The organism is Salinivibrio sp. VYel1 (genome assembly GCF_009377945.1).
Classification (GTDB): domain Bacteria; phylum Pseudomonadota; class Gammaproteobacteria; order Enterobacterales; family Vibrionaceae; genus Salinivibrio; species Salinivibrio siamensis.
Map to the genome: position 1 here is coordinate 1 of NZ_RSAM01000009.1, position 16,995 is coordinate 16,995.

Consider the following 16,995-nt stretch of genomic DNA (forward strand, 5'->3'; position numbering starts at 1 on the left):
CGGGTTGTGTCGCCAGACGCATTGCCCGGTAGCTAAGTTCGGCACAGATAAGCGCTGAAAGCATCTAAGCGCGAAGCTGGCCCCGAGATGAGTCATCCCTAGAGCTTCGAGCTCTCTAAAGGGTTGTTCTAGACTAGAACGTTGATAGGCAGGGTGTGTAAGCGCTGTGAGGCGTTGAGCTAACCTGTACTAATTGCCCGTGAGGCTTAACCATACAACACCCAAGAGGTTTTGGGTTGGACTCGAATAAAGCCAGTTGATTGTGGCGAGAACGAACAGCTTTCTAGATTACCGAATTTGCTTGGCGACCATAGCGCTTTGGACCCACCTGACTCCATGCCGAACTCAGTAGTGAAACGAAGCAGCGCCGATGGTAGTGTGGGGTCTCCCCATGTGAGAGTAGGACATCGCCAGGCTTGCTTTCTTGTTTTCAGATTTTTGGAAAAATCTGAAGGCAAAAACAGATTTAAGCATCAAAGCAAATAGATGTAAGACTTTGATGAGACAGAATTGGTGCGGAGTGGTAGTTCAGTTGGTTAGAATACCGGCCTGTCACGCCGGGGGTCGCGGGTTCGAGTCCCGTCCACTCCGCCACTACTTAGAAACCCTAGCTGAAAAGCTGGGGTTTTTTGCATTTAAGCTCCCCAGAGCCAGACGTCTTGGTCGCGGCACTTGCAGTGCGCGTTGAGTCCCGGCACTCCGCCACTACTTAGAGACCCTAGCTGAAAAGCTGGGGTTTTTTGCGTTTAAAGCGCCCCTTTAGTGTTAGGGTTATTGCTGGAGAATAACAAGACATAAAAAAAGCGCCTTGCGGCGCTTTTAATGGCTTAGGCCATCCCTTGGATGACCACAAATTTTTCTAAGAGCTGATCCTCTGTCTCAACATTATCGGGATCGGTGATAATGCATTTGGAGATAGGGCAGACCGACTGACACGTTGGCTTGTCGTAATGGCCTTTACACTCGGTACATAAATCTGGCTCGATCTCAAAGATCTCGGAACCCATCGAGATGGCCCCGTTGGGACACTCGGGCTCACACATATCGCAGTTTATGCATCGGTCTGTTATTAATAGAGCCATGTTTCAAAAATCACTATTTTTGGTAATTATATCAATCATTTACGAATTGCTTTTATTAACTGTTCTTTGCCTTGAGTTACTGAAGTGAACTTTATTTTTCCATGTTTAGTAACGCAAATCCGTAACGCATGGTATTTTTTACGTATTCAAAAAGTAGCATGTGTGAGCTTTACGGATGAGCCCCGTTGAACAAAGGCCTCTACAGTGACGCGCACTTTAACATAAACCTCAAAAACGGCCAAAAAGTGATTATGAGCATGCAATTGAGCGCCGGTCGAAGTGTGAAAAGGCGAACTACCTGCGTGTCGATTTTAGTAAAACCGGTAAAGTCACCATATATGCCACGTTCCCAGAAGAGATGGGCTTGAAGGGACGCAAACTCGGCACCTATCCAGAGCTACAGCTCCCGATAGCACGAGAAAAAGCCCACGAGATAGCCCGTGATGGCTTACGCGCAGAATCTGTCGCACAAGCTATATCGATGTATGAAGACGATTTGCGGGGGCGCGTGGCTCGCCAGAGTATGAGCGAAGCCAGTTTTGATACTTACTCTGCTCGCATCAAACAACTCCGACTGGCATTCGATGAGCTTCTTGTCTTTGCTGATGTCTCTTATAACCAGCTTATCGATGTAGTGAATACGTGGATCGCTACAAAGTCTAACAACCACGCATTAGAGCTATTTGCCGAGTTACGCCGCGTGTGGCGATTTTGTGCACCGCTTTTGGCCAACGGTAAAAATGTAGCTGCCTCCATCCCTGATGACTATGTATCATCACGCGTTCAGCGGCCCCTACCTACACGCCTTTATACCGATATTGGCTCTATGGCTAGGCTATGGCTTAACTTGGCAAGCTGTGCCTCGCAGCATCAGAAAAATGCGGTGCGGTATATGATCCTGACTGGGGGCGCCCGATAAATGTCTGCAACCTCAAGTGGGAATACATCGATGAGGCGATGAGCGAGATTGTTTATCCTGCCGCGGTGATTGGCCTACGTGGCGCTATGAAAACGCAAGGTGAGTTTCGTTTGCCTATTACAGAGCCGCTTAAACAGATTCTTGAAGAACAACGCGAATGGCAGCATGCCGTACCTACGTGTAATAAGGAATATGTGTTCTTAAAGGTCTCAGATCCGTCACAGCCGTTTTCTAAACGGACACTCGATAAACTCATAAAAAGACACATGCCCGAAAATGCCATTAAAGGGATCACTCACGATGGCACGGTAAAAGGCAGTGCCGGCGCGTTTAACACCATTTGCCGCAAGTTTCTTAAAACCAATATCATTGTGTTACTGCGTTGCAAAGGCTTATCCCGCAGTGAGGTACGCGAGATAAGCGCCCTGTGCATGCACCACAAAATAGACCGCGACCCTATGGCCGAACACTACGATTTTTCAGACGAGATTTTGCAAGAAGAGATGGCCCTAAAGCGCATTGGGTTCCAAGCGCATGCAGAGAGCATTCTTGAGAACGCGGCGTTGCTAAGAAGAAAGCTCTAACAAGTTGATATCGTAAGTTATGAACTGGGTTAACGCTTTGCTGAGCTATGTTTGGCATACTAGTTCAGTAACTAAGCGTGATGAGGGCTAGCCTAGCCCCTCACGTCAGGTGAGTTATCCGTAGGTACCAAGAAAGCCATATTTATTTAGAGAGAGTAGTGATGAGTGAGCAGTCACAAAAGCGTTGTTTTGTCGTAACGCCAATAGGGCCAGAAGAGTCTAGCATTCGCCGGAAAGCTCAAGGAATTTTAGATGCGGTTATCAAACCCGTTCTAGAAGAAAAAGGGTTTAGCGTTTTTGTGGCGCATGAGATTGAAACCTCTGGGTCGATAACTAAGCAGGTTCTTAAACACTTACTTGAAGACGATCTTGTGATAGCAAACTTAACGGGCTTAAACCCGAATGTGATGTATGAGCTTGCTGTTCGTCATGCTAAACGACTCCCTGTTGTGACTATCGCTGAAGTTGAGACAGTACTCCCGTTTGATATTTCAGATGAAAGAACGCTTTTTTATAAAAATGATATGGCAGGAGCTCATGAATTGAAGCCTAAGATGGCAGGGATGATTGATTCAGCACTTGAAGATAGTGTCCCCGATAATCCAATCTATCGAGCAACCGAGTCCATCGTGTTCCAAGAGTCTACCGAGACCACTGATGCTGATAAGTATATGGTAGAAAGGTTAGATAGAATTGAGCATGTGTTAATGAACTTTGTTCATTCACAAAGTTACAAAGGCGATTTTTCAAATAAAGTGAGTGGGACGTTTTTGATGTTGGTAGTTCGAGTTACTGGCCAGCCCAAAAATATCAGTACATTCTCTAAGAAAGTTGGCCAACTAGCAGGATACCAAGGGCTAAGTCTTAGAGGTGAAAAAGATCCTGATAGAGGTAGTGCAGTATTTGAGTTGATTTTTGAAGCGATGGTAATTCCCAAACAGCTTATTGAAGATATCGCCTCTTTCTGTAACCTAGATATCGAGTGGTTGGCTGAATAGTGAACACATAGGGGGCAAGGGTGACATCGTATTATGAGAAGAAGCCAAGCTCTAGGCTTGGCTTCTTCGTTTAACTCACACTCAAACACCGGCGCTTGAACTCATACACTTGGCTTTCTAGGTAGCGCACGCGGCGTGCGCTGTACCGAATGGGGGCGAGAAAACTGCGATGCCGGTGTGAATGGGTCCAATCGATGAGTGTTTTCTGTGTGATCCCCAAAACTTCACACGCCTCTTTCGGTCTATCCCGGATCCTCAAGCCACTTTCCTATGCCGTGAACTCAGTAGAGGCTTATCGCGGCATTCGCGATGGCAACGGTGAGCAAGCCGGCTCGGCCTTGGGGGATTTAGGTGGATCACTGGCAGGCGCAGCGCTTGACTCGGTCGTGCCGGGCATCGGTACCGCCATTGGCGGGCTTGTCGGTGGTATTGCTGGCGGCTTGGGCGGGCAAGAAATTGGCGCATGGCTTGGCCGCAAACTGGATCCGCCCGAGGTGACGGCGGAGAAAATCAAAGAGGTAGAACGTAAAAAGGCAGAAGCTGCACAAAAACCACCCATGCACTTTGCACCTCAGATCAACATTGAATCTTCACCTAACCAAAACAGTGAAGAAATTGCCGAGATTGCAATGCGCAAGATGGAAGAGAAATACGCTTATGCTACATCCGGCAATGACGTTACCACGCAGCTGGGCTATTCGGGCATAGATCAAGATTGAATGATTTATATTATTATCAATAACATAAATTAATTCATCAAGGCTTTGCAACCAACCTATCACTCAGTACTATGCAGTTTCTGAGTGATAGGAGAGAATCATGCCCCCGCAGCCGTCAACAACCCTTAAAGAACAAGCTTTGAGCGCATTTCAGCGTTACACGTACCTGAAGTTGATTGTATTTGTCATTTCATGGACCAGTGGTTTTGCTTTTGTGAGTGAATTTGCTACTTATATGTATGCCTTTGGGTATGGCATTAGAATGCCTGCAGAAGGTGTCCCATACCTAAAGATAACCGCTATTTTGATAGCTACCTCTGTTTTCGCAGTGATTTTGCTTGCCTACTTCATTATAAAAGCGGTTTTGATTGGATTGTTAAACTATATCCAATCAATTCATAAAATAAACTCGTGGCTATGTAAAAAGTATCCTAAATATGGGGAGTTGGATGATGGCCTGAAAGCCGAAGAAATAATGGCTAAGTTTTCAAACTTATTGATGCTAGGTTTAATTGTACTGGTACCTTTTCTTTTCTATCTTACAGTTGTAGCTGTGTTGAAGATTGGGGGTTATTGTGGTGACATAAGTTGTTTTAACCACGGGAAACAGTCTTTTGTTTATTTATTGATTGCACTATTTGTTCTAGTGATAGGTAGGCCTAAATGGATAAAAGGAATGGCCGTTATAGCGTCAATGCTTGCGATTATTACTGTATTGTGGTTTGTGTTTTCCCCCTCTAAATACGCTGAATTCCTTCGCTTTGCGGGCTTTGGTGGCGGGAAACCTGTATCTGTTTACATGCTTGGTGCTGATAGTAAAAGCGAGAAAAAAATAGACGGCGGATTGCTGATCCGTAGTAACAATTATCTGACCGTTTATAGCGAAAGCTCCCAATCAAGCCTTGAGATACCAATGCCGTTGGTACGCAAAATTGAATACGGTAACAGTAAGAAGAACGCCATTCTGCCAAAGCTGAACGAATAACACTGCACAGACATAGGGGCCGCTCGGACTCTTTTTAATGGGGAGGGTTACAAGTAAACCAAACAAGGAGGCAAAAGGATGAGGCCAACTTCAGCACTGATTGATCTACAACGTGAGGCCATGAACGAGCATGCATCGCTGGTGGCGGTGATGGAAAAAGCGTATGACTATGCGGTGGAGAATGAACTGCATGAACTTGAAACATGGTTATACAACGAGCTTAACGGCTACCCCGAAACCACCATCACGCCTTGGTATCGGCGGCTAAGTGGAACATTGCTTGCCGAAATGCCGTTTAGCGGCTGGCACCCTATTGAGGGAGACGGCGAAGACTTTAAGCGCCATGTCACCACTTTTATTTGCCGGTTACCCATTGCAGAGATTGTCACCCACCATGAGTGCAAGCAGCCGATTAGGCTGCCGTTTACGAGTGATGAGAGTGCGTTTTTGTCGGATACTGTATGGGAAGGTGAAACGCACATGCTATTTATTGAGCCTCATTGTTTCAACAATGTTGTTCGGCAAGCACTAACAAAATTGGTTTCTATTTTGATTAATGTTCATCCCCGATAGATAAAGGGCCTTCTGTTGCTCTCCAAAGATCATTTAATCGTTCTTTATCTTGATGGTTGACATTATCCAGCGAAGCAATATTTTCAAGAGCACCTAGGAATTCTTTTCTATATGCATCCAGTTTCTTTGATTCCAAGTTTTGATCAAAAGTAACTGATTTTAATATTAATTTTTTGAGTGCATTGGCCACTAGTTGAATGTTCTCTACCTGAAAGGGAGGACGTTTAAACCTCTCATCAACTTCAAACCCTAAAAGAGGTAATTGTTCTTTCAACTCCTCTTCTATGAATGTCATGCCATTGATTATACTTGTTCTGTCTGCGGTTCCCTGATTCAGGTCTTTGATATTAGAACGAATAAACGTATCAAACCTACACACGATTTTGCATGCATGTAGTAAAACCTTGTTATCACTATGCATCACGCCGTTATTTATATTATTTTCAGGGTAGAGGCTACGGTATAAGGTTTTTATATCTAAATAGACTCTTGACTTATTGGTAAAGTCAATTACGTATTGCTGGATTTCGCCAAAATGATCTCTAAAGTGCTCATAATGCGCCAAGTAGAGGTTGGTTCTGTTCGTTGCCTGCGCTTCTGAGATTTGCAGCGCTGTTTGTTTTGTGCCGTGTAACCTACCAATCAGCACACCCAAAGGGATGGAGAGCGAGCTAATGCCGATTGGAAGAGCGCTGACTTTTAAGAATGTGCCATAGCCTTTGGCGGAGAACGAAAGCGAATACTCAAGCCACACAGGAATTGCCAATGCCAGTGCGAGTGATAAGGGAGTCAGTACGGCTAGCCAAAACAGCCATTGGTTCTCCAATCCTGTACTGGGGTTCAATGCTAGCTTCGCTTTTGCCTTGACCCAGATTGATTCCGTTGATTCATCCACCGTTATCATGCTCCCTTCCAATGAATGTCCTAAATGGTAAACGGGCATGACCGCAAAGTCATGCCTCATCTGTCGCACTTTTCATGCATGGTTAATACCGCTGCTCGGTGTACTCCGCTAGTTCGGCGATTTTATCAAGCGAGGTTTCGGCAATGGCTTTAAGCTCGGCCACGCTAAAATAACCCGGCTCGCGCAACAGGGCGGGAATTTGCCCGCGTGAGACAACCACGGCATCGTTCTCCACCAATTGGGTGCTCACCACATTGCCCCTGTCCATTACCATAAGCAGCCGTGCTTGGTGCGGTGGCTCTATTACTTGTGGAGAGGGTTGGCGGCTTTCTGCGGCCCAATATTGCCACAGCACATCATCGCATTCGTTTTGGTAGCGGATCACGCGGTCACGAATACTGGGTTTTACTTTGTTGGGGGAGAGGGTTTGCAGCCAGCCAAAGAGTGTACGGAGCGGTAGGCATATCATGGGGTTGTGTTTATCGATAGAGGGAATTGGCATTTTGACAACACCCCATCGTGCACTGTTGCCAGTTAGCTTTCTGGACTGGTTTCCCCAGTCCATTCCCATACATTCAACCGCGATGTAAATCTCGAAATAAGCCTTCAGCCATAGTCTCTATATCAGAGGGAAAATCCTCGTCTATATTTATATTCTTGTTTTCAATGTGGGTGGATATTAACGTTTTATATATCTTTTTGTCTGTAAACGTCTCCCTCACAGAACGACTGTTATTGACATAGGTGTTGGCGTAGGGTAACAAGTCAGAAGCCATCTGCTTAACTATTAACCCCATTGCAATCGTATGCTTTAATCTTGTTTTTTCTCGGATGAATCTGTTTTCTTCTATTCTCTTCATTAAGTGTAAGTGTGACATGAAAATGTTTATTTCATATAGTATTCCGGTAAGAATGCTCTCGACCTTCTCTTCACGTCCTGAGGATAATTTTATAAAGTCAGTAAATATCTTCTCATGGTCTTTGGGTTTTTCCATTTGCTCGATGTTTCTAATCATAATCTCCTTTGACTTTTCTTTCTTCTCCTTGTCGAATTTGTCAATAACAACATAATAGTTTAATATTTCATCTATACAATAATTAATGTACTCAATTATTGACCTTAGTGGTAGATTTAATAATAGTCGCGTTGCTTTTAACTCCCGCTCTATGGCATCGTAATGTCTTTCCCATGCAGCTTTATCAGATTTTATTGCTACGGCTGCTGTTATTACTGCTGCAATCAATGCGACCATGCCTGCATTGAAGGTTTGCCATTGAAGCAACGTGGCTCTGAGGAGATGGACACCCCCCTCATAAAAAGGAATAAAGAACATGCATATGAAGTATACGAAGAGTAAAACTAACACTAATGAATATGATAATATTTTTTTATTTTTCATTATGTAAACCTTTGAATAATGGTTTGGCTTTTTCTCGTAAGACAATAGATGTTATAAGAAATGCTAATGATGATATAAATGAAAAGTAAAACGTTGTAAAAAGCAAAGTGAGATAAATAAAAATGATCCCAGTTAAAACTATCCGCATCGATGTTTCATCTAGTGTGTTTTCAATATCCTCTATCGATGCTCTTTTTTCTTTAGCATAGAGATGAAAGCCAAGGGCGTAAGTGAAAATAACGAGAGATATTACATTAAGAGTTAAAGCTATCTCAAGAGATAAGCTGCTATGCACAAGCTCTCCTGCGCTAAGTAATGCCAAAATATAGGTCATGCAGAATGCAGATAGACCTCCATACACCCAAATGTAATATTCATTTCTATTGCTTTCTTTCATATTAAAACAGTGAACTTTCGTTTGCGCATAACCACACTCAAATTTACTTGCAAAATCCGCATTACGCAATGAGTGATGGCCTCCAGTACGTCATAACTCTGATAAATTCATTGCTGTGCTTTTTGTTGATAAATCTCAGGTGTGAGAAACGCGATCTCAGCAACAGAGTTCGGGATAACGCAGCGATAGGGTGAGCGTGTATATGCAATCATCACTATTCAATTTAAAAAGGAGCAGCGTTATGTCTTATATCCCCGAACGCTCAATGCGGTACAAAGCAGCTCAGCGTGACTATAAAAGAATCATCAGTGTGGTCGATGCATTTTACTCAAAGCCAGATACTACGGCGCTGGATGAACAGGGTATCACCGTCGTAATGCCCTATACAGACACCCATCGAGCCATGCAGCTAGAGGCTTTCGGCAAGCGCATTGATATACGCACTTCCATCACGTTTTTACAGGATCATGAATTGCTTATTGAGTCAGTGGCTGTTTATGTGCCAGATGCTGAAGGTAAAAACGAACAGGTTTTAGAGAGAACGTGGTTCGATACGTCAGGCGTCCGAGAAATGCCTACGTCTTGCAGTGTGTCGGTAAGCAATGAATTTTATCCAGCGTTAGGCTTTCTTATTAAATCGGTAGATGCTCTACTGAAACTTAAAGAATTTAGGTTAGTGTCTAAGGGAGCAACTGACTGGGGAGCTTTGCTTTAGCGGTGATTGTGAAGCAGGAAATTACCCCCTTATTTTGTGTTACGCGGCGCAAAGTGGTACACGCCGAGTAACACAAATTTATAAGTGGTTGTTATATGGTAATAAAAAACACGGATTCACACATATCACAGTTTATACATTTATTGGTGATGAGTGGTGCCATATTACTTACCCGATGGGTTACGTGTATCTTGTCCTGATTGCAGGTTACGCATCAGTAGCGCGTACTCTAGATCCATACCTTCTGGCACAGGAATAAATACGAAGTGGCCGCTACCTTTGGCATCAGTGATGGTTTCTGACTTACGGTTTTCCATCGCTTCTAGGGTGAAATGGACATTGCCTCGCGGTGTCATCAGCTCAAGGCTGTCACCGAGCATAAATTTGTTTTTCACTTCCACTTCAGCCAGATCGCCACGGCGCTTGCCAGTGAATTCGCCGACAAATTGCTGCTGTTCAGAAATCGAATAGCCGTAGTCATAGTTTTGGTAGCTATCGTGGGTATGACGACGCAAAAAGCCTTCGGTGTAGCCTCGGTGTGCAAGGTTCTCGAGGGTATTCATCAGGCTCTCATCGAACGGTTTACCGGCCACGGCATCATCAATTGCTTGGCGATACACCTGTGCTGTACGTGCGCAGTAATAGAAAGACTTAGTGCGACCTTCGATTTTTAGCGAGTGCACGCCCATTTGGGTCAAGCGTTCAACGTGCTGAATGGCGCGCAAGTCTTTTGAGTTCATGATGTAGGTGCCGTGCTCATCTTCGTACGCGGCCATCAACTCACCCGGGCGTCCGCCTTCTTCAAGCAACACGACATCATCAACTGGCTCGCCTTTACCCAGGGTTGGGGTCACTTCTTGAACTTGTACGACTTGGCCTGCGTCGTCTTCTTTGCCTTTATGCACTTTGTAGTCCCAACGGCAGGCGTTGGTACAGGTGCCTTGGTTTGGGTCACGCTTATTAATATAGCCTGACAACAGACAACGGCCAGAATACGCCATACATAGCGCGCCGTGAACAAACACCTCAAGCTCCATTTCAGGGCAGTGTTGGCGGATGTCTTCGATCTCTTCCAGTGATAGTTCACGCGATAAGATCACACGTTCAATCCCTTGCTGCTGCCAAAACTTGACGGTCGCCCAGTTAATTGCATTAGCTTGCACGGAAAGGTGGATTGCCATATCAGGGAAGTGCTCACGCACCATCATAATCAAGCCAGGATCGGACATGATCAGTGCGTCAGGGCCCATATCGATAATTGGCTTGAGATCGCGAATAAAGGTTTTTAGCTTGGCGTTGTGCGGCTGAATGTTACAGACCACGTAGAACTTCTTACCCTGCGCATGGGCTTCGTCAATGCCTATTTTCAGGTTGTCGTGGTTAAATTCATTGTTGCGCACACGCAGGCTATAGCGTGGCTGGCCGGCATACACGGCGTCGGCCCCATAGGCGAACGCGTAGCGCATATTCTTTAGGCTACCGGCGGGAGAGAGTAATTCTGGCGTAAACATAATTCCAAGCTTGAGTCTGAGTATAAGTCAGGCACCTTCACGTTGAAGGTGAGTGTGGGCGCCATTTTACTGTGACATTACCCACACTACCAGCCGAATTTACCTAATCTTTGTGGGGATTAGTTAGTCGGTTTTTAAACCGCCTAACGCGGTGAATAAGCCATCTAGAAGGGTGTCGAGCTCGCCGCACATCAGCGATAAGTCGGCATCGAGGCGGGCTGCGACATCTTCTCGGTCGATGTCAGCGTTTTGATCGCGAATTTCCTCGGAGAACTTCAGTCGCTTCACGCTTAAATCATCGCCTAATATGAAGTCGACTTGTTCTTGCCAGTCCATGGACAACTTGGTGACTTGCTTGTCTGCCTCCAGGTGCGCCTGAATTTCATCACTGGTGAGATCTTGCTGTTTACATTTGATCACCCCACCTTCTTCCAGCAGTGCTTTGAGTTCTGCTTCATCACCGAGGTGAAAGCCTTGCGGCGCTTGGCCTTGCTTGACCCATTCGGTCATTGCATGCTCTGCCGGAGTCTCGGTTTCAACGGGAACGACGGGTAAGCTGCCGATGGATTTCCGTAGAAGGGCGAGCAACTCTTCGCCTTTTTTGATACTGGCGGCATCAACTAATACCAAACCTTTATCCGCCATAATCAAAGCGCACATCTGACTTTGACGCGTGAAGGCACGCGGTAAGAGCTCCATGACCACATCGTCTTTTAGGCTATCTTTCTCGCGCTTTTTCAGGCGTTGCCCTTGGGCTTGCTCCATGGCGTCAACTTTCTCTTCCAAGGCGTCTTTGATCACCGACGCGGGGAGCAACTTTTCTTCTTTGCGAGCGCGGATCAGGATATTGTTACCACTGACATGCGTGAGCATATCGCCATGCTTACCCAGTGCATTGTCCCAGCCAAACTTTTGCATGTCCTGGCTGCCACAAGGGGTAAAGTCGAACTCCCTCAGCTGGCTTTCCAGTTGTGTTGGATCGAGGGGAATATCACGGGTAAGACGATAGACGAGTAAATTCTTAAACCAAATCATGGCGAGGCTTTATCCATCCTGTTGTGAGAAAGGCAACATGGTATTGCATTCACTCTCGAATGTCGCTGCAATTAGCGTAGAATTTAACCCTGCTCGCGACTTCAGCGAGACAAACTTGCCCAGCTTCCTCAATGAACGGATTACCTCAGTTGTGTTAAAGATCATTCATACCTCCGATTGGCACCTTGGTCATCAGCTACATGGCTATGATCGCCAATATGAACATCAAGCCTTTCTCGATTGGCTTAAGCAATGCCTCATTGATGAGCAAGCCGATGCCTTATTGGTGGCGGGAGATGTGTTTGACAGCGCCAACCCACCCGCCAGCGCTTGGCGAATGCTGTATCGTTTTTTGGCTGATGTTGCCAAAGCACTGCCACACTTAAATGTGGTGATCACCGGCGGGAACCATGACTCACCTAGCAAACTCGACGCCCCACACGAGCTACTGAAAGCCTTTGATTTACACTTAATTGGTGCCATTGCCCGTGACAGTGACGGTCACCTAGATACAGAACGTATGCGAGTGCCTATTACCGATAAGTCAGGCGACGTCGCGGCTTGGGTATTGGCGGTGCCTTTTTTGCGAAGTGGTGATTTGCGTACAGAAGGACTCGATGAAAAGGACGATCGGCTTATTGAGGGAGTGCGAAGTATTTATCAGCAAACGGAGCAAGCTGGGCGTGAAAACGCGCGCGCTGATCAGGCGTTGATAGCGATGGGCCATGTGTATATGGCCAGTGGTGAGTTGTCAGAAATGTCAGAGCGGCGCATTCTTGGGGGGAATCAGCATGCGCTGCCGGCGGATATTTTCAGTGAGGATATTGCCTATGTCGCGCTTGGACATTTGCATTTAGCTCAGCAAGTGGCAAAGCAAACACGGATTCGTTATTGCGGCTCGCCCATCCCTTTGTCGTTATCCGAACGCCACTATCGGCACCAAGTGTTAGCGGTAACGCTTGAAGACAATCAGCTACAAAGTGTGATCCCACATTATGTGCCGCGTGCCGTTGATTTATGGCGGGTTCCGGAACAGCCCTCACCGTTGGAAACGGTACTCGACGCACTGGCGGGACTCACGCTTGAGCCTTTACCGCTGTCGCAGCAACCTTTGCTTGATGTCCCTGTTTTGTTAGATAAACCCCAGCCGATGCTCAGGGAAAAAATTCTAGCGGCCTTGGATGGTAAACCTGTGCGGCTTGCCAAAATCACACCGCATTATCGCGAGCAACCACAAACAAGTGGCTTTCGACAGCAACGTCTCTCGGAGGTCGAGCCCTATCAGGTGCTTCGCCATGGTTGGCAGCAAAAGTATCAAGGTGAACCTGATACGGCGTTATCAGCAACGTTTTCTCAGTTATTGGAGCAACTGGAACAGGACGAGGATCAATAAACGATGAAAATCCTGGCATTACGTGGCGAGAATTTGGCCAGCATTCAACATCCGTTTGCATTGGACTTTTCACAAGGACCGCTGGGTGACAGTGGCTTGTTTGCGATCACAGGCAAAACGGGCGCGGGAAAGTCGACGCTTTTGGATGCGATTTGCTTGGCGCTTTACGACAAGATCCCGCGCTTTCAGTCCAATAAAAAGCATGATGCGGATATTGGCTTGGGCGACCCGACCACTCGGGTTAAAGCCAATGATGTGCGCAGTATCTTATCGCGTGGTAAAGGCGAGGGGTACGCGGAAGTGGATTTTGTCGCCTATGATGGCAGCCGTTGGCGTGCGCATTGGTTGGTACGCCGTGCACGCGGTAAGGCGGACGGCCGTATACAGGCGAGCGAGCATTGGTTGGAGAACCTCGCCACAGGCCAACGTATCGCCGGTAAAAAACAGGAGGTACTCAGTGAAATAGAGCGCTTAGTGGGACTGAGCTATGAACAGTTCCGCCGTGCGGTGATGTTACCGCAAGGGGATTTTGCCGCTTTCTTAAAAGCGTCTGCAGATGATAGAGCGGCCTTGCTTGAGCGCATGACAGGCACTGAAATATATAGCCGGCTGTCGCAAATGGCGCACGAGCGGGCACGTGATGAAAAGCAAGCACTGGATCAACTGACCCAACAGTTGGGCGATATTCAGTTACTCACGGATGACGAAGAACAGCAATTGCATCAAGAGCAGACGCAATGCCAGCAGCACATTCACGATTTACACACTCAGCTCCGAAAACTCAATGACTATCGCCAACAACACACGCATTTTGCGCAAGCGCAGCAGGGCGTTGAGACGGCTCAGCAGGCGCTCGATGAAGCGAGTGAAGCGCGAGAGAGCATTGCCGCCCGGCGTGACGCGTTGGACGAGATAGAGCGTGTCCAAGTAGCTCGGGACGATTGGCAAGCGGTGCAGACCACCCAATGGCAACGCCAGGCGCTCACACTCGAACGCCATCAGCTCGCGCGTGAAGAACGTCGTATAGCCCAAGCGTATGAACAAGAGGCTGAACGTTGGCGCGACGCTAATCGGGCAGTGGCGGAGGCCGAGCAAAGCTGGGCGGAGCTTGAGCCTAAAGTACGGCAAGCGCAACAGATAGATACCCAACTGTCTGGCATTGAACGGCAAATGCATGAGCAAAACCTAGCGCTGAATGAGCAACAGCAAAAGTATCGACAAGCCCAACAGTCTTTTGCGCAAGCGCGTGCGCAAGCCGAACAACAGCAACAACGTGAGGCGGCGATAGAAAAAGAAATCGCCCGTTATGGTGACTTTTCTCATGTGGCGGAACACTATCAACCTGTGTTTGATAACCTGCGCCAGTACCTCGATTGCCAAGATACACTCTCTGCGCTGCAAGAAGAGTATCAAGCCCGTTATCATCAGCAGCAACACTGGCAGCCGCAACGTGACAAGTTGGACAAAGACATTGCCCAAGTTGATGACAGCAGTGCGCAGCTGAAAGCCAAGCGACAAGCGTTAGAGCCTGAGGCGCTGCAGGCAAATCAAGACGCGGATCAGGTGCGGTATAGCAAACTGCACACACAAAAGCGGCAGCAAGAAGCGGTGCTCAATGAGGGAAAAAACTGGCAGTATTGGCAAGAGTGCTGTCAGCATAACCAAGCGGAGCTGGAAAAACATCAAGCACTGTTTGCAGACAGCCAAACCCATTTAGCGCATTTGAAAGACACGCTGACCCGTGAGCAGGCTCAGGTCGAAGAAGCACAAAATAGCCTCCAACAGGCGATGGCGGTGGTCGAGCTTGATGATCTTCGCCAAACTTTACACGAGGGGGATCCTTGCCCGCTTTGTGGGGCCACCGAGCACCCCTACCTGCACCACGCCCCCGCGATTGAAGGCATGATCGCGCAGCAGCAGGCGCGTGTAGACGCCTTGCAAGCATCGTATAACCAACATCACGCCGAGTATTATTACTGGCAAAGGCAGCACCAGCAAAGCCAGCACGCGTGTGCCGAGTTAAAAGAGCAGGGAGCGGTTTGGCAGGCTGAGCGACAGCAATGCGAACGAGAGGTACATGCTGCGATCGCTGAGCTGGATGAAACCATCGACTTATCGCGTCCACTCAGTGACATCCTCGGCGAGATTGACGCACAGGCGCAACCAACCTATGCCGAGTATCAAGCCTGTTATCAAGCGATGACAGAGCGCCAACAACAGCTTGCCCGCATTCAGCAAATGGATACGGCCATTGCCGAACTCCAGCATGCACGTGAGCAGCTAGTGGCTCGACGTCATCAACTCGACCAGTCACTGACTGAGTGTGAGACACGGCTCAATGCGATTGATGAGCAATGGCAGCAGCAACAGACGCAAGTGACTCGAGTCAGCCAATCGCTGGATCAGCAATTAGGCGCTGGACAGTGGCTGGCGAGCCTGCAACAGGTTGGCGCCGCGCATTATATCCGCCAGATGGAGCAAAAAATTCAAGCCTATCAGGCACTGCAAGACGAAAAAGCGGCGCTTGCTGAGCATAAGCAACAAAGAGAGACCGACCTCGCCTCGCTTTCTCAGCAGTGCCAGAGCTTGTCAGAAGATATTCAAGCCCGGCAAGCCCAACTGGTGACCCTCGCACAAGAGCATCAACAGCAAAGTGCCGCGCGCCAAGCGTTGATCCCGCAATCAGATCTGGAGGCGCTAGAGCGATCCTACAAAGCGGCCATTGAAGAACAAGCCGCACAACGTAACCAAGCTGAGCAAGCCTACACGCAGGCCAGTGAAAAGCGTGCTGGTGTGCAGGCGCGCCAGCAAACGCTTGATACCCAGCAGCGTGAGGCGGATCAGCGCTACCGCGCAAGTGTGAGACGTTGGATCCAATGGCAGCCGGAACTCGGTGTTCATCAGTATGATTTGATTGGCGCGCTGTCGTATAGCGAGGTATGGCGTGCCAATGAGCGACAGGCGATCAGCGATGTTGAAGCGCGTTATCAAGAAGCCAAAACGCGCCTTGATGAGCGTCAGCAACAGCTTGTTCATTGTCAGCAAACCATGGCAGACACCAAAGCTTGGATAGTGGCACAGCAGCTACCTGATGATGATGCGTCTCTCAGCGCACAGCAGTCACAGTGGCAGCAAGCGCTCGAGGAGCAGGAGCAGCGCCTCTTTACGCTTCGTCACCAATTGACTGAGTCGGAAAAAGCCAAACAGCAAGCCGGCTCGCTGACCGAAAAAATCGAGGGACAGCGGCAGCAAACCGAGCAATGGTTGAAGTTGGCCGACCTGATAGGCTCTGCCAGTGGCGCTAAATTCCGTAATCTTGCGCAGTCGTTAACCTTGTCCCAGCTGGTCGAGATTGCCAATGAGCACTTGGCGTCATTGTCACCACGTTATGCACTGCAAACGGTGCCGGATAGCTTGCTGGCGTTACAGGTGGTCGATCACGATATGGGTGATGAGGTGCGCAGTGTCGAATCACTGTCTGGCGGAGAGAGCTTTTTAGTCTCGCTCTCGCTGGCGCTAGCACTGGCCTCTTTAGCGGCAGATACCCGCCAGCTTGGCTCTCTATTTATTGATGAGGGCTTCGGCACCCTAGACCCTGATAGCTTAGAAATGGCGTTAGCCTGCCTGGATACCCTGCAAGCGGATGGCCGACAAATTGGGGTGATTTCGCATGTGAATACACTGGTTGAGCGGATTGGTGCACAAGTCCGTGTAGATAGCCAAGGTGGCGGCGCAAGCCGTGTATTAGTGACACAGCAAGGTGTAGGCTAGGTCACAGCC

At 47.9% G+C, this 16,995-nt stretch carries 17 protein-coding genes, 1 tRNA gene and 2 rRNA genes; 12 read left to right on the forward strand and 8 right to left on the reverse strand.

Features of this window, described 5'->3' with window-relative positions; all coding sequences use genetic code 11:
• The 3 genes from EHW58_RS09690 to EHW58_RS09700 form a co-directional block, all read left to right on the forward strand.
• Nucleotides 1-214, forward strand: a 23S ribosomal RNA gene (locus EHW58_RS09690); the annotation flags it as partial.
• A gap of 86 nt (nucleotides 215-300) precedes the next feature.
• Nucleotides 301-416 (forward strand): 5S ribosomal RNA (gene rrf, locus EHW58_RS09695).
• Between the two features lie 101 nt (nucleotides 417-517).
• Nucleotides 518-594: transfer RNA gene (locus tag EHW58_RS09700), tRNA-Asp, on the forward strand.
• Between the two features lie 233 nt (nucleotides 595-827).
• On the opposite strand, the gene EHW58_RS09705 is transcribed toward EHW58_RS09700, so the two are convergent.
• On the reverse strand, nucleotides 828-1,082 hold the full coding sequence (locus tag EHW58_RS09705; protein WP_077522394.1) for a YfhL family 4Fe-4S dicluster ferredoxin: 255 nt from the start codon (nucleotides 1,080-1,082) through the stop codon (nucleotides 828-830).
• A gap of 364 nt (nucleotides 1,083-1,446) precedes the next feature.
• Here EHW58_RS09705 and EHW58_RS15670 point away from each other — a divergent pair, with 364 nt between their 5' ends.
• The 3 genes from EHW58_RS15670 (at nucleotide 1,447) to EHW58_RS09715 (ending at nucleotide 3,583) form a co-directional block, all read left to right on the forward strand.
• Nucleotides 1,447-2,001, forward strand: a complete 555-nt coding sequence (locus EHW58_RS15670; protein ID WP_194163215.1) for a hypothetical protein — start codon at nucleotides 1,447-1,449, stop codon at nucleotides 1,999-2,001.
• 38 nt (nucleotides 2,002-2,039) lie between these two features.
• A complete protein-coding gene (locus tag EHW58_RS15675) occupies nucleotides 2,040-2,585 on the forward strand; it encodes a hypothetical protein (protein WP_194163216.1) in 546 nt (181 codons plus the stop codon).
• Between the two features lie 161 nt (nucleotides 2,586-2,746).
• Nucleotides 2,747-3,583 carry a hypothetical protein gene (locus EHW58_RS09715; RefSeq protein ID WP_152796164.1) on the forward strand — a complete coding sequence of 279 codons (837 nt, stop codon included), beginning with the start codon at nucleotides 2,747-2,749 and terminating at the stop codon, nucleotides 3,581-3,583.
• 70 nt (nucleotides 3,584-3,653) lie between these two features.
• Here the strand turns inward: EHW58_RS09715 and EHW58_RS16030 are convergent, their stop codons facing one another.
• Nucleotides 3,654-3,842, reverse strand: a complete 189-nt coding sequence (locus EHW58_RS16030; protein WP_152796166.1) for a helix-turn-helix domain-containing protein — start codon at nucleotides 3,840-3,842, stop codon at nucleotides 3,654-3,656.
• On the opposite strand from EHW58_RS16030, the gene EHW58_RS09725 reads away from it, so the two are divergent.
• The 3 genes from EHW58_RS09725 to EHW58_RS09735 all read left to right on the forward strand — a co-directional run bounded on the left by EHW58_RS09725 (nucleotide 3,778) and on the right by EHW58_RS09735 (nucleotide 5,860).
• Nucleotides 3,778-4,302 carry a hypothetical protein gene (locus tag EHW58_RS09725; RefSeq protein WP_194163217.1) on the forward strand — a complete coding sequence of 175 codons (525 nt, stop codon included), beginning with the start codon at nucleotides 3,778-3,780 and terminating at the stop codon, nucleotides 4,300-4,302. The two genes, EHW58_RS16030 and EHW58_RS09725, sit on opposite strands and share 65 nt — an antisense overlap.
• 100 nt (nucleotides 4,303-4,402) lie before the next feature.
• Complete coding sequence (locus tag EHW58_RS09730) at nucleotides 4,403-5,287, forward strand: hypothetical protein (RefSeq protein WP_152796170.1); 885 nt, start codon at nucleotides 4,403-4,405, stop codon at nucleotides 5,285-5,287.
• Between the two features lie 78 nt (nucleotides 5,288-5,365).
• A complete protein-coding gene (locus EHW58_RS09735; protein ID WP_152796172.1) occupies nucleotides 5,366-5,860 on the forward strand; it encodes a hypothetical protein in 495 nt (164 codons plus the stop codon).
• Here the strand turns inward: EHW58_RS09735 and EHW58_RS09740 are convergent.
• The 4 genes from EHW58_RS09740 to EHW58_RS09755 all read right to left on the reverse strand — a co-directional run bounded on the left by EHW58_RS09740 (nucleotide 5,841) and on the right by EHW58_RS09755 (nucleotide 8,630).
• Complete coding sequence (locus EHW58_RS09740) at nucleotides 5,841-6,764, reverse strand: hypothetical protein (protein ID WP_152796174.1); 924 nt, start codon at nucleotides 6,762-6,764, stop codon at nucleotides 5,841-5,843. The genes EHW58_RS09735 and EHW58_RS09740 overlap by 20 nt on opposite strands.
• Before the next feature lie 82 nt (nucleotides 6,765-6,846).
• Complete coding sequence (locus tag EHW58_RS15840; RefSeq protein ID WP_370517848.1) at nucleotides 6,847-7,335, reverse strand: phage antirepressor N-terminal domain-containing protein; 489 nt, start codon at nucleotides 7,333-7,335, stop codon at nucleotides 6,847-6,849.
• A gap of 4 nt (nucleotides 7,336-7,339) precedes the next feature.
• Complete coding sequence (locus EHW58_RS09750; protein ID WP_152796176.1) at nucleotides 7,340-8,164, reverse strand: hypothetical protein; 825 nt, start codon at nucleotides 8,162-8,164, stop codon at nucleotides 7,340-7,342.
• Entirely contained in the window at nucleotides 8,154-8,630 is a 477-nt protein-coding gene (locus EHW58_RS09755; protein ID WP_152796178.1) for a hypothetical protein, read from the reverse strand. Before EHW58_RS09755 ends, EHW58_RS09750 begins: the two co-directional genes overlap by 11 nt.
• A 172-nt stretch (nucleotides 8,631-8,802) precedes the next feature.
• Here EHW58_RS09755 and EHW58_RS09760 point away from each other — a divergent pair, with 172 nt between their 5' ends.
• Nucleotides 8,803-9,276, forward strand: coding sequence for a hypothetical protein (locus EHW58_RS09760; protein WP_152796180.1), 474 nt, complete (start codon nucleotides 8,803-8,805; stop codon nucleotides 9,274-9,276).
• A gap of 164 nt (nucleotides 9,277-9,440) precedes the next feature.
• Here EHW58_RS09760 and yegQ read toward each other — a convergent pair whose 3' ends face one another.
• Nucleotides 9,441-10,787 carry a tRNA 5-hydroxyuridine modification protein YegQ gene (gene yegQ, locus EHW58_RS09765; protein ID WP_152796182.1) on the reverse strand — a complete coding sequence of 449 codons (1,347 nt, stop codon included), beginning with the start codon at nucleotides 10,785-10,787 and terminating at the stop codon, nucleotides 9,441-9,443.
• 123 nt (nucleotides 10,788-10,910) lie between these two features.
• On the reverse strand, nucleotides 10,911-11,819 hold the full coding sequence (gene rdgC / locus EHW58_RS09770) for a recombination-associated protein RdgC (protein WP_172970039.1): 909 nt from the start codon (nucleotides 11,817-11,819) through the stop codon (nucleotides 10,911-10,913).
• Between the two features lie 40 nt (nucleotides 11,820-11,859).
• Between rdgC and EHW58_RS09775 the strand changes: the two genes are divergently transcribed.
• Together EHW58_RS09775 and EHW58_RS09780 are read left to right on the forward strand one after the other, a co-directional pair.
• Nucleotides 11,860-13,215, forward strand: a complete 1,356-nt coding sequence (locus EHW58_RS09775) for an exonuclease SbcCD subunit D C-terminal domain-containing protein (protein ID WP_077579565.1) — start codon at nucleotides 11,860-11,862, stop codon at nucleotides 13,213-13,215.
• Nucleotides 13,216-13,218: 3 nt separating this feature from the next.
• The gene (locus tag EHW58_RS09780) at nucleotides 13,219-16,986 is read left to right on the forward strand and encodes an AAA family ATPase (protein WP_152796184.1); all 3,768 of its coding nucleotides are present in this window, start codon (nucleotides 13,219-13,221) and stop codon (nucleotides 16,984-16,986) included.
• Nucleotides 16,987-16,995: the final 9 nt, after the last annotated feature.

Bases quoted from the DNA above. Each gene is read 5' to 3' on its own strand.
- EHW58_RS09705 (WP_077522394.1), bottom strand. From the start codon at position 1,082: ATGGCTCTATTAATAACAGACCGATGCATAAACTGCGATATGTGTGAG.
- EHW58_RS15675 (WP_194163216.1), top strand. From the start codon at position 2,040: ATGAGCGAGATTGTTTATCCTGCCGCGGTGATTGGCCTACGTGGCGCT.
- EHW58_RS09715 (WP_152796164.1), top strand. From the start codon at position 2,747: ATGAGTGAGCAGTCACAAAAGCGTTGTTTTGTCGTAACGCCAATAGGG.
- EHW58_RS09725 (WP_194163217.1), top strand. From the start codon at position 3,778: ATGAGTGTTTTCTGTGTGATCCCCAAAACTTCACACGCCTCTTTCGGT.
- EHW58_RS09730 (WP_152796170.1), top strand. From the start codon at position 4,403: ATGCCCCCGCAGCCGTCAACAACCCTTAAAGAACAAGCTTTGAGCGCA.
- EHW58_RS09735 (WP_152796172.1), top strand. From the start codon at position 5,366: ATGAGGCCAACTTCAGCACTGATTGATCTACAACGTGAGGCCATGAAC.
- EHW58_RS09740 (WP_152796174.1), bottom strand. From the start codon at position 6,764: ATGATAACGGTGGATGAATCAACGGAATCAATCTGGGTCAAGGCAAAA.
- EHW58_RS15840 (WP_370517848.1), bottom strand. From the start codon at position 7,335: ATGGGAATGGACTGGGGAAACCAGTCCAGAAAGCTAACTGGCAACAGT.
- EHW58_RS09750 (WP_152796176.1), bottom strand. From the start codon at position 8,164: ATGAAAAATAAAAAAATATTATCATATTCATTAGTGTTAGTTTTACTC.
- EHW58_RS09760 (WP_152796180.1), top strand. From the start codon at position 8,803: ATGTCTTATATCCCCGAACGCTCAATGCGGTACAAAGCAGCTCAGCGT.
- yegQ (WP_152796182.1), bottom strand. From the start codon at position 10,787: ATGTTTACGCCAGAATTACTCTCTCCCGCCGGTAGCCTAAAGAATATG.
- EHW58_RS09775 (WP_077579565.1), top strand. From the start codon at position 11,860: ATGGTATTGCATTCACTCTCGAATGTCGCTGCAATTAGCGTAGAATTT.
- EHW58_RS09780 (WP_152796184.1), top strand. From the start codon at position 13,219: ATGAAAATCCTGGCATTACGTGGCGAGAATTTGGCCAGCATTCAACAT.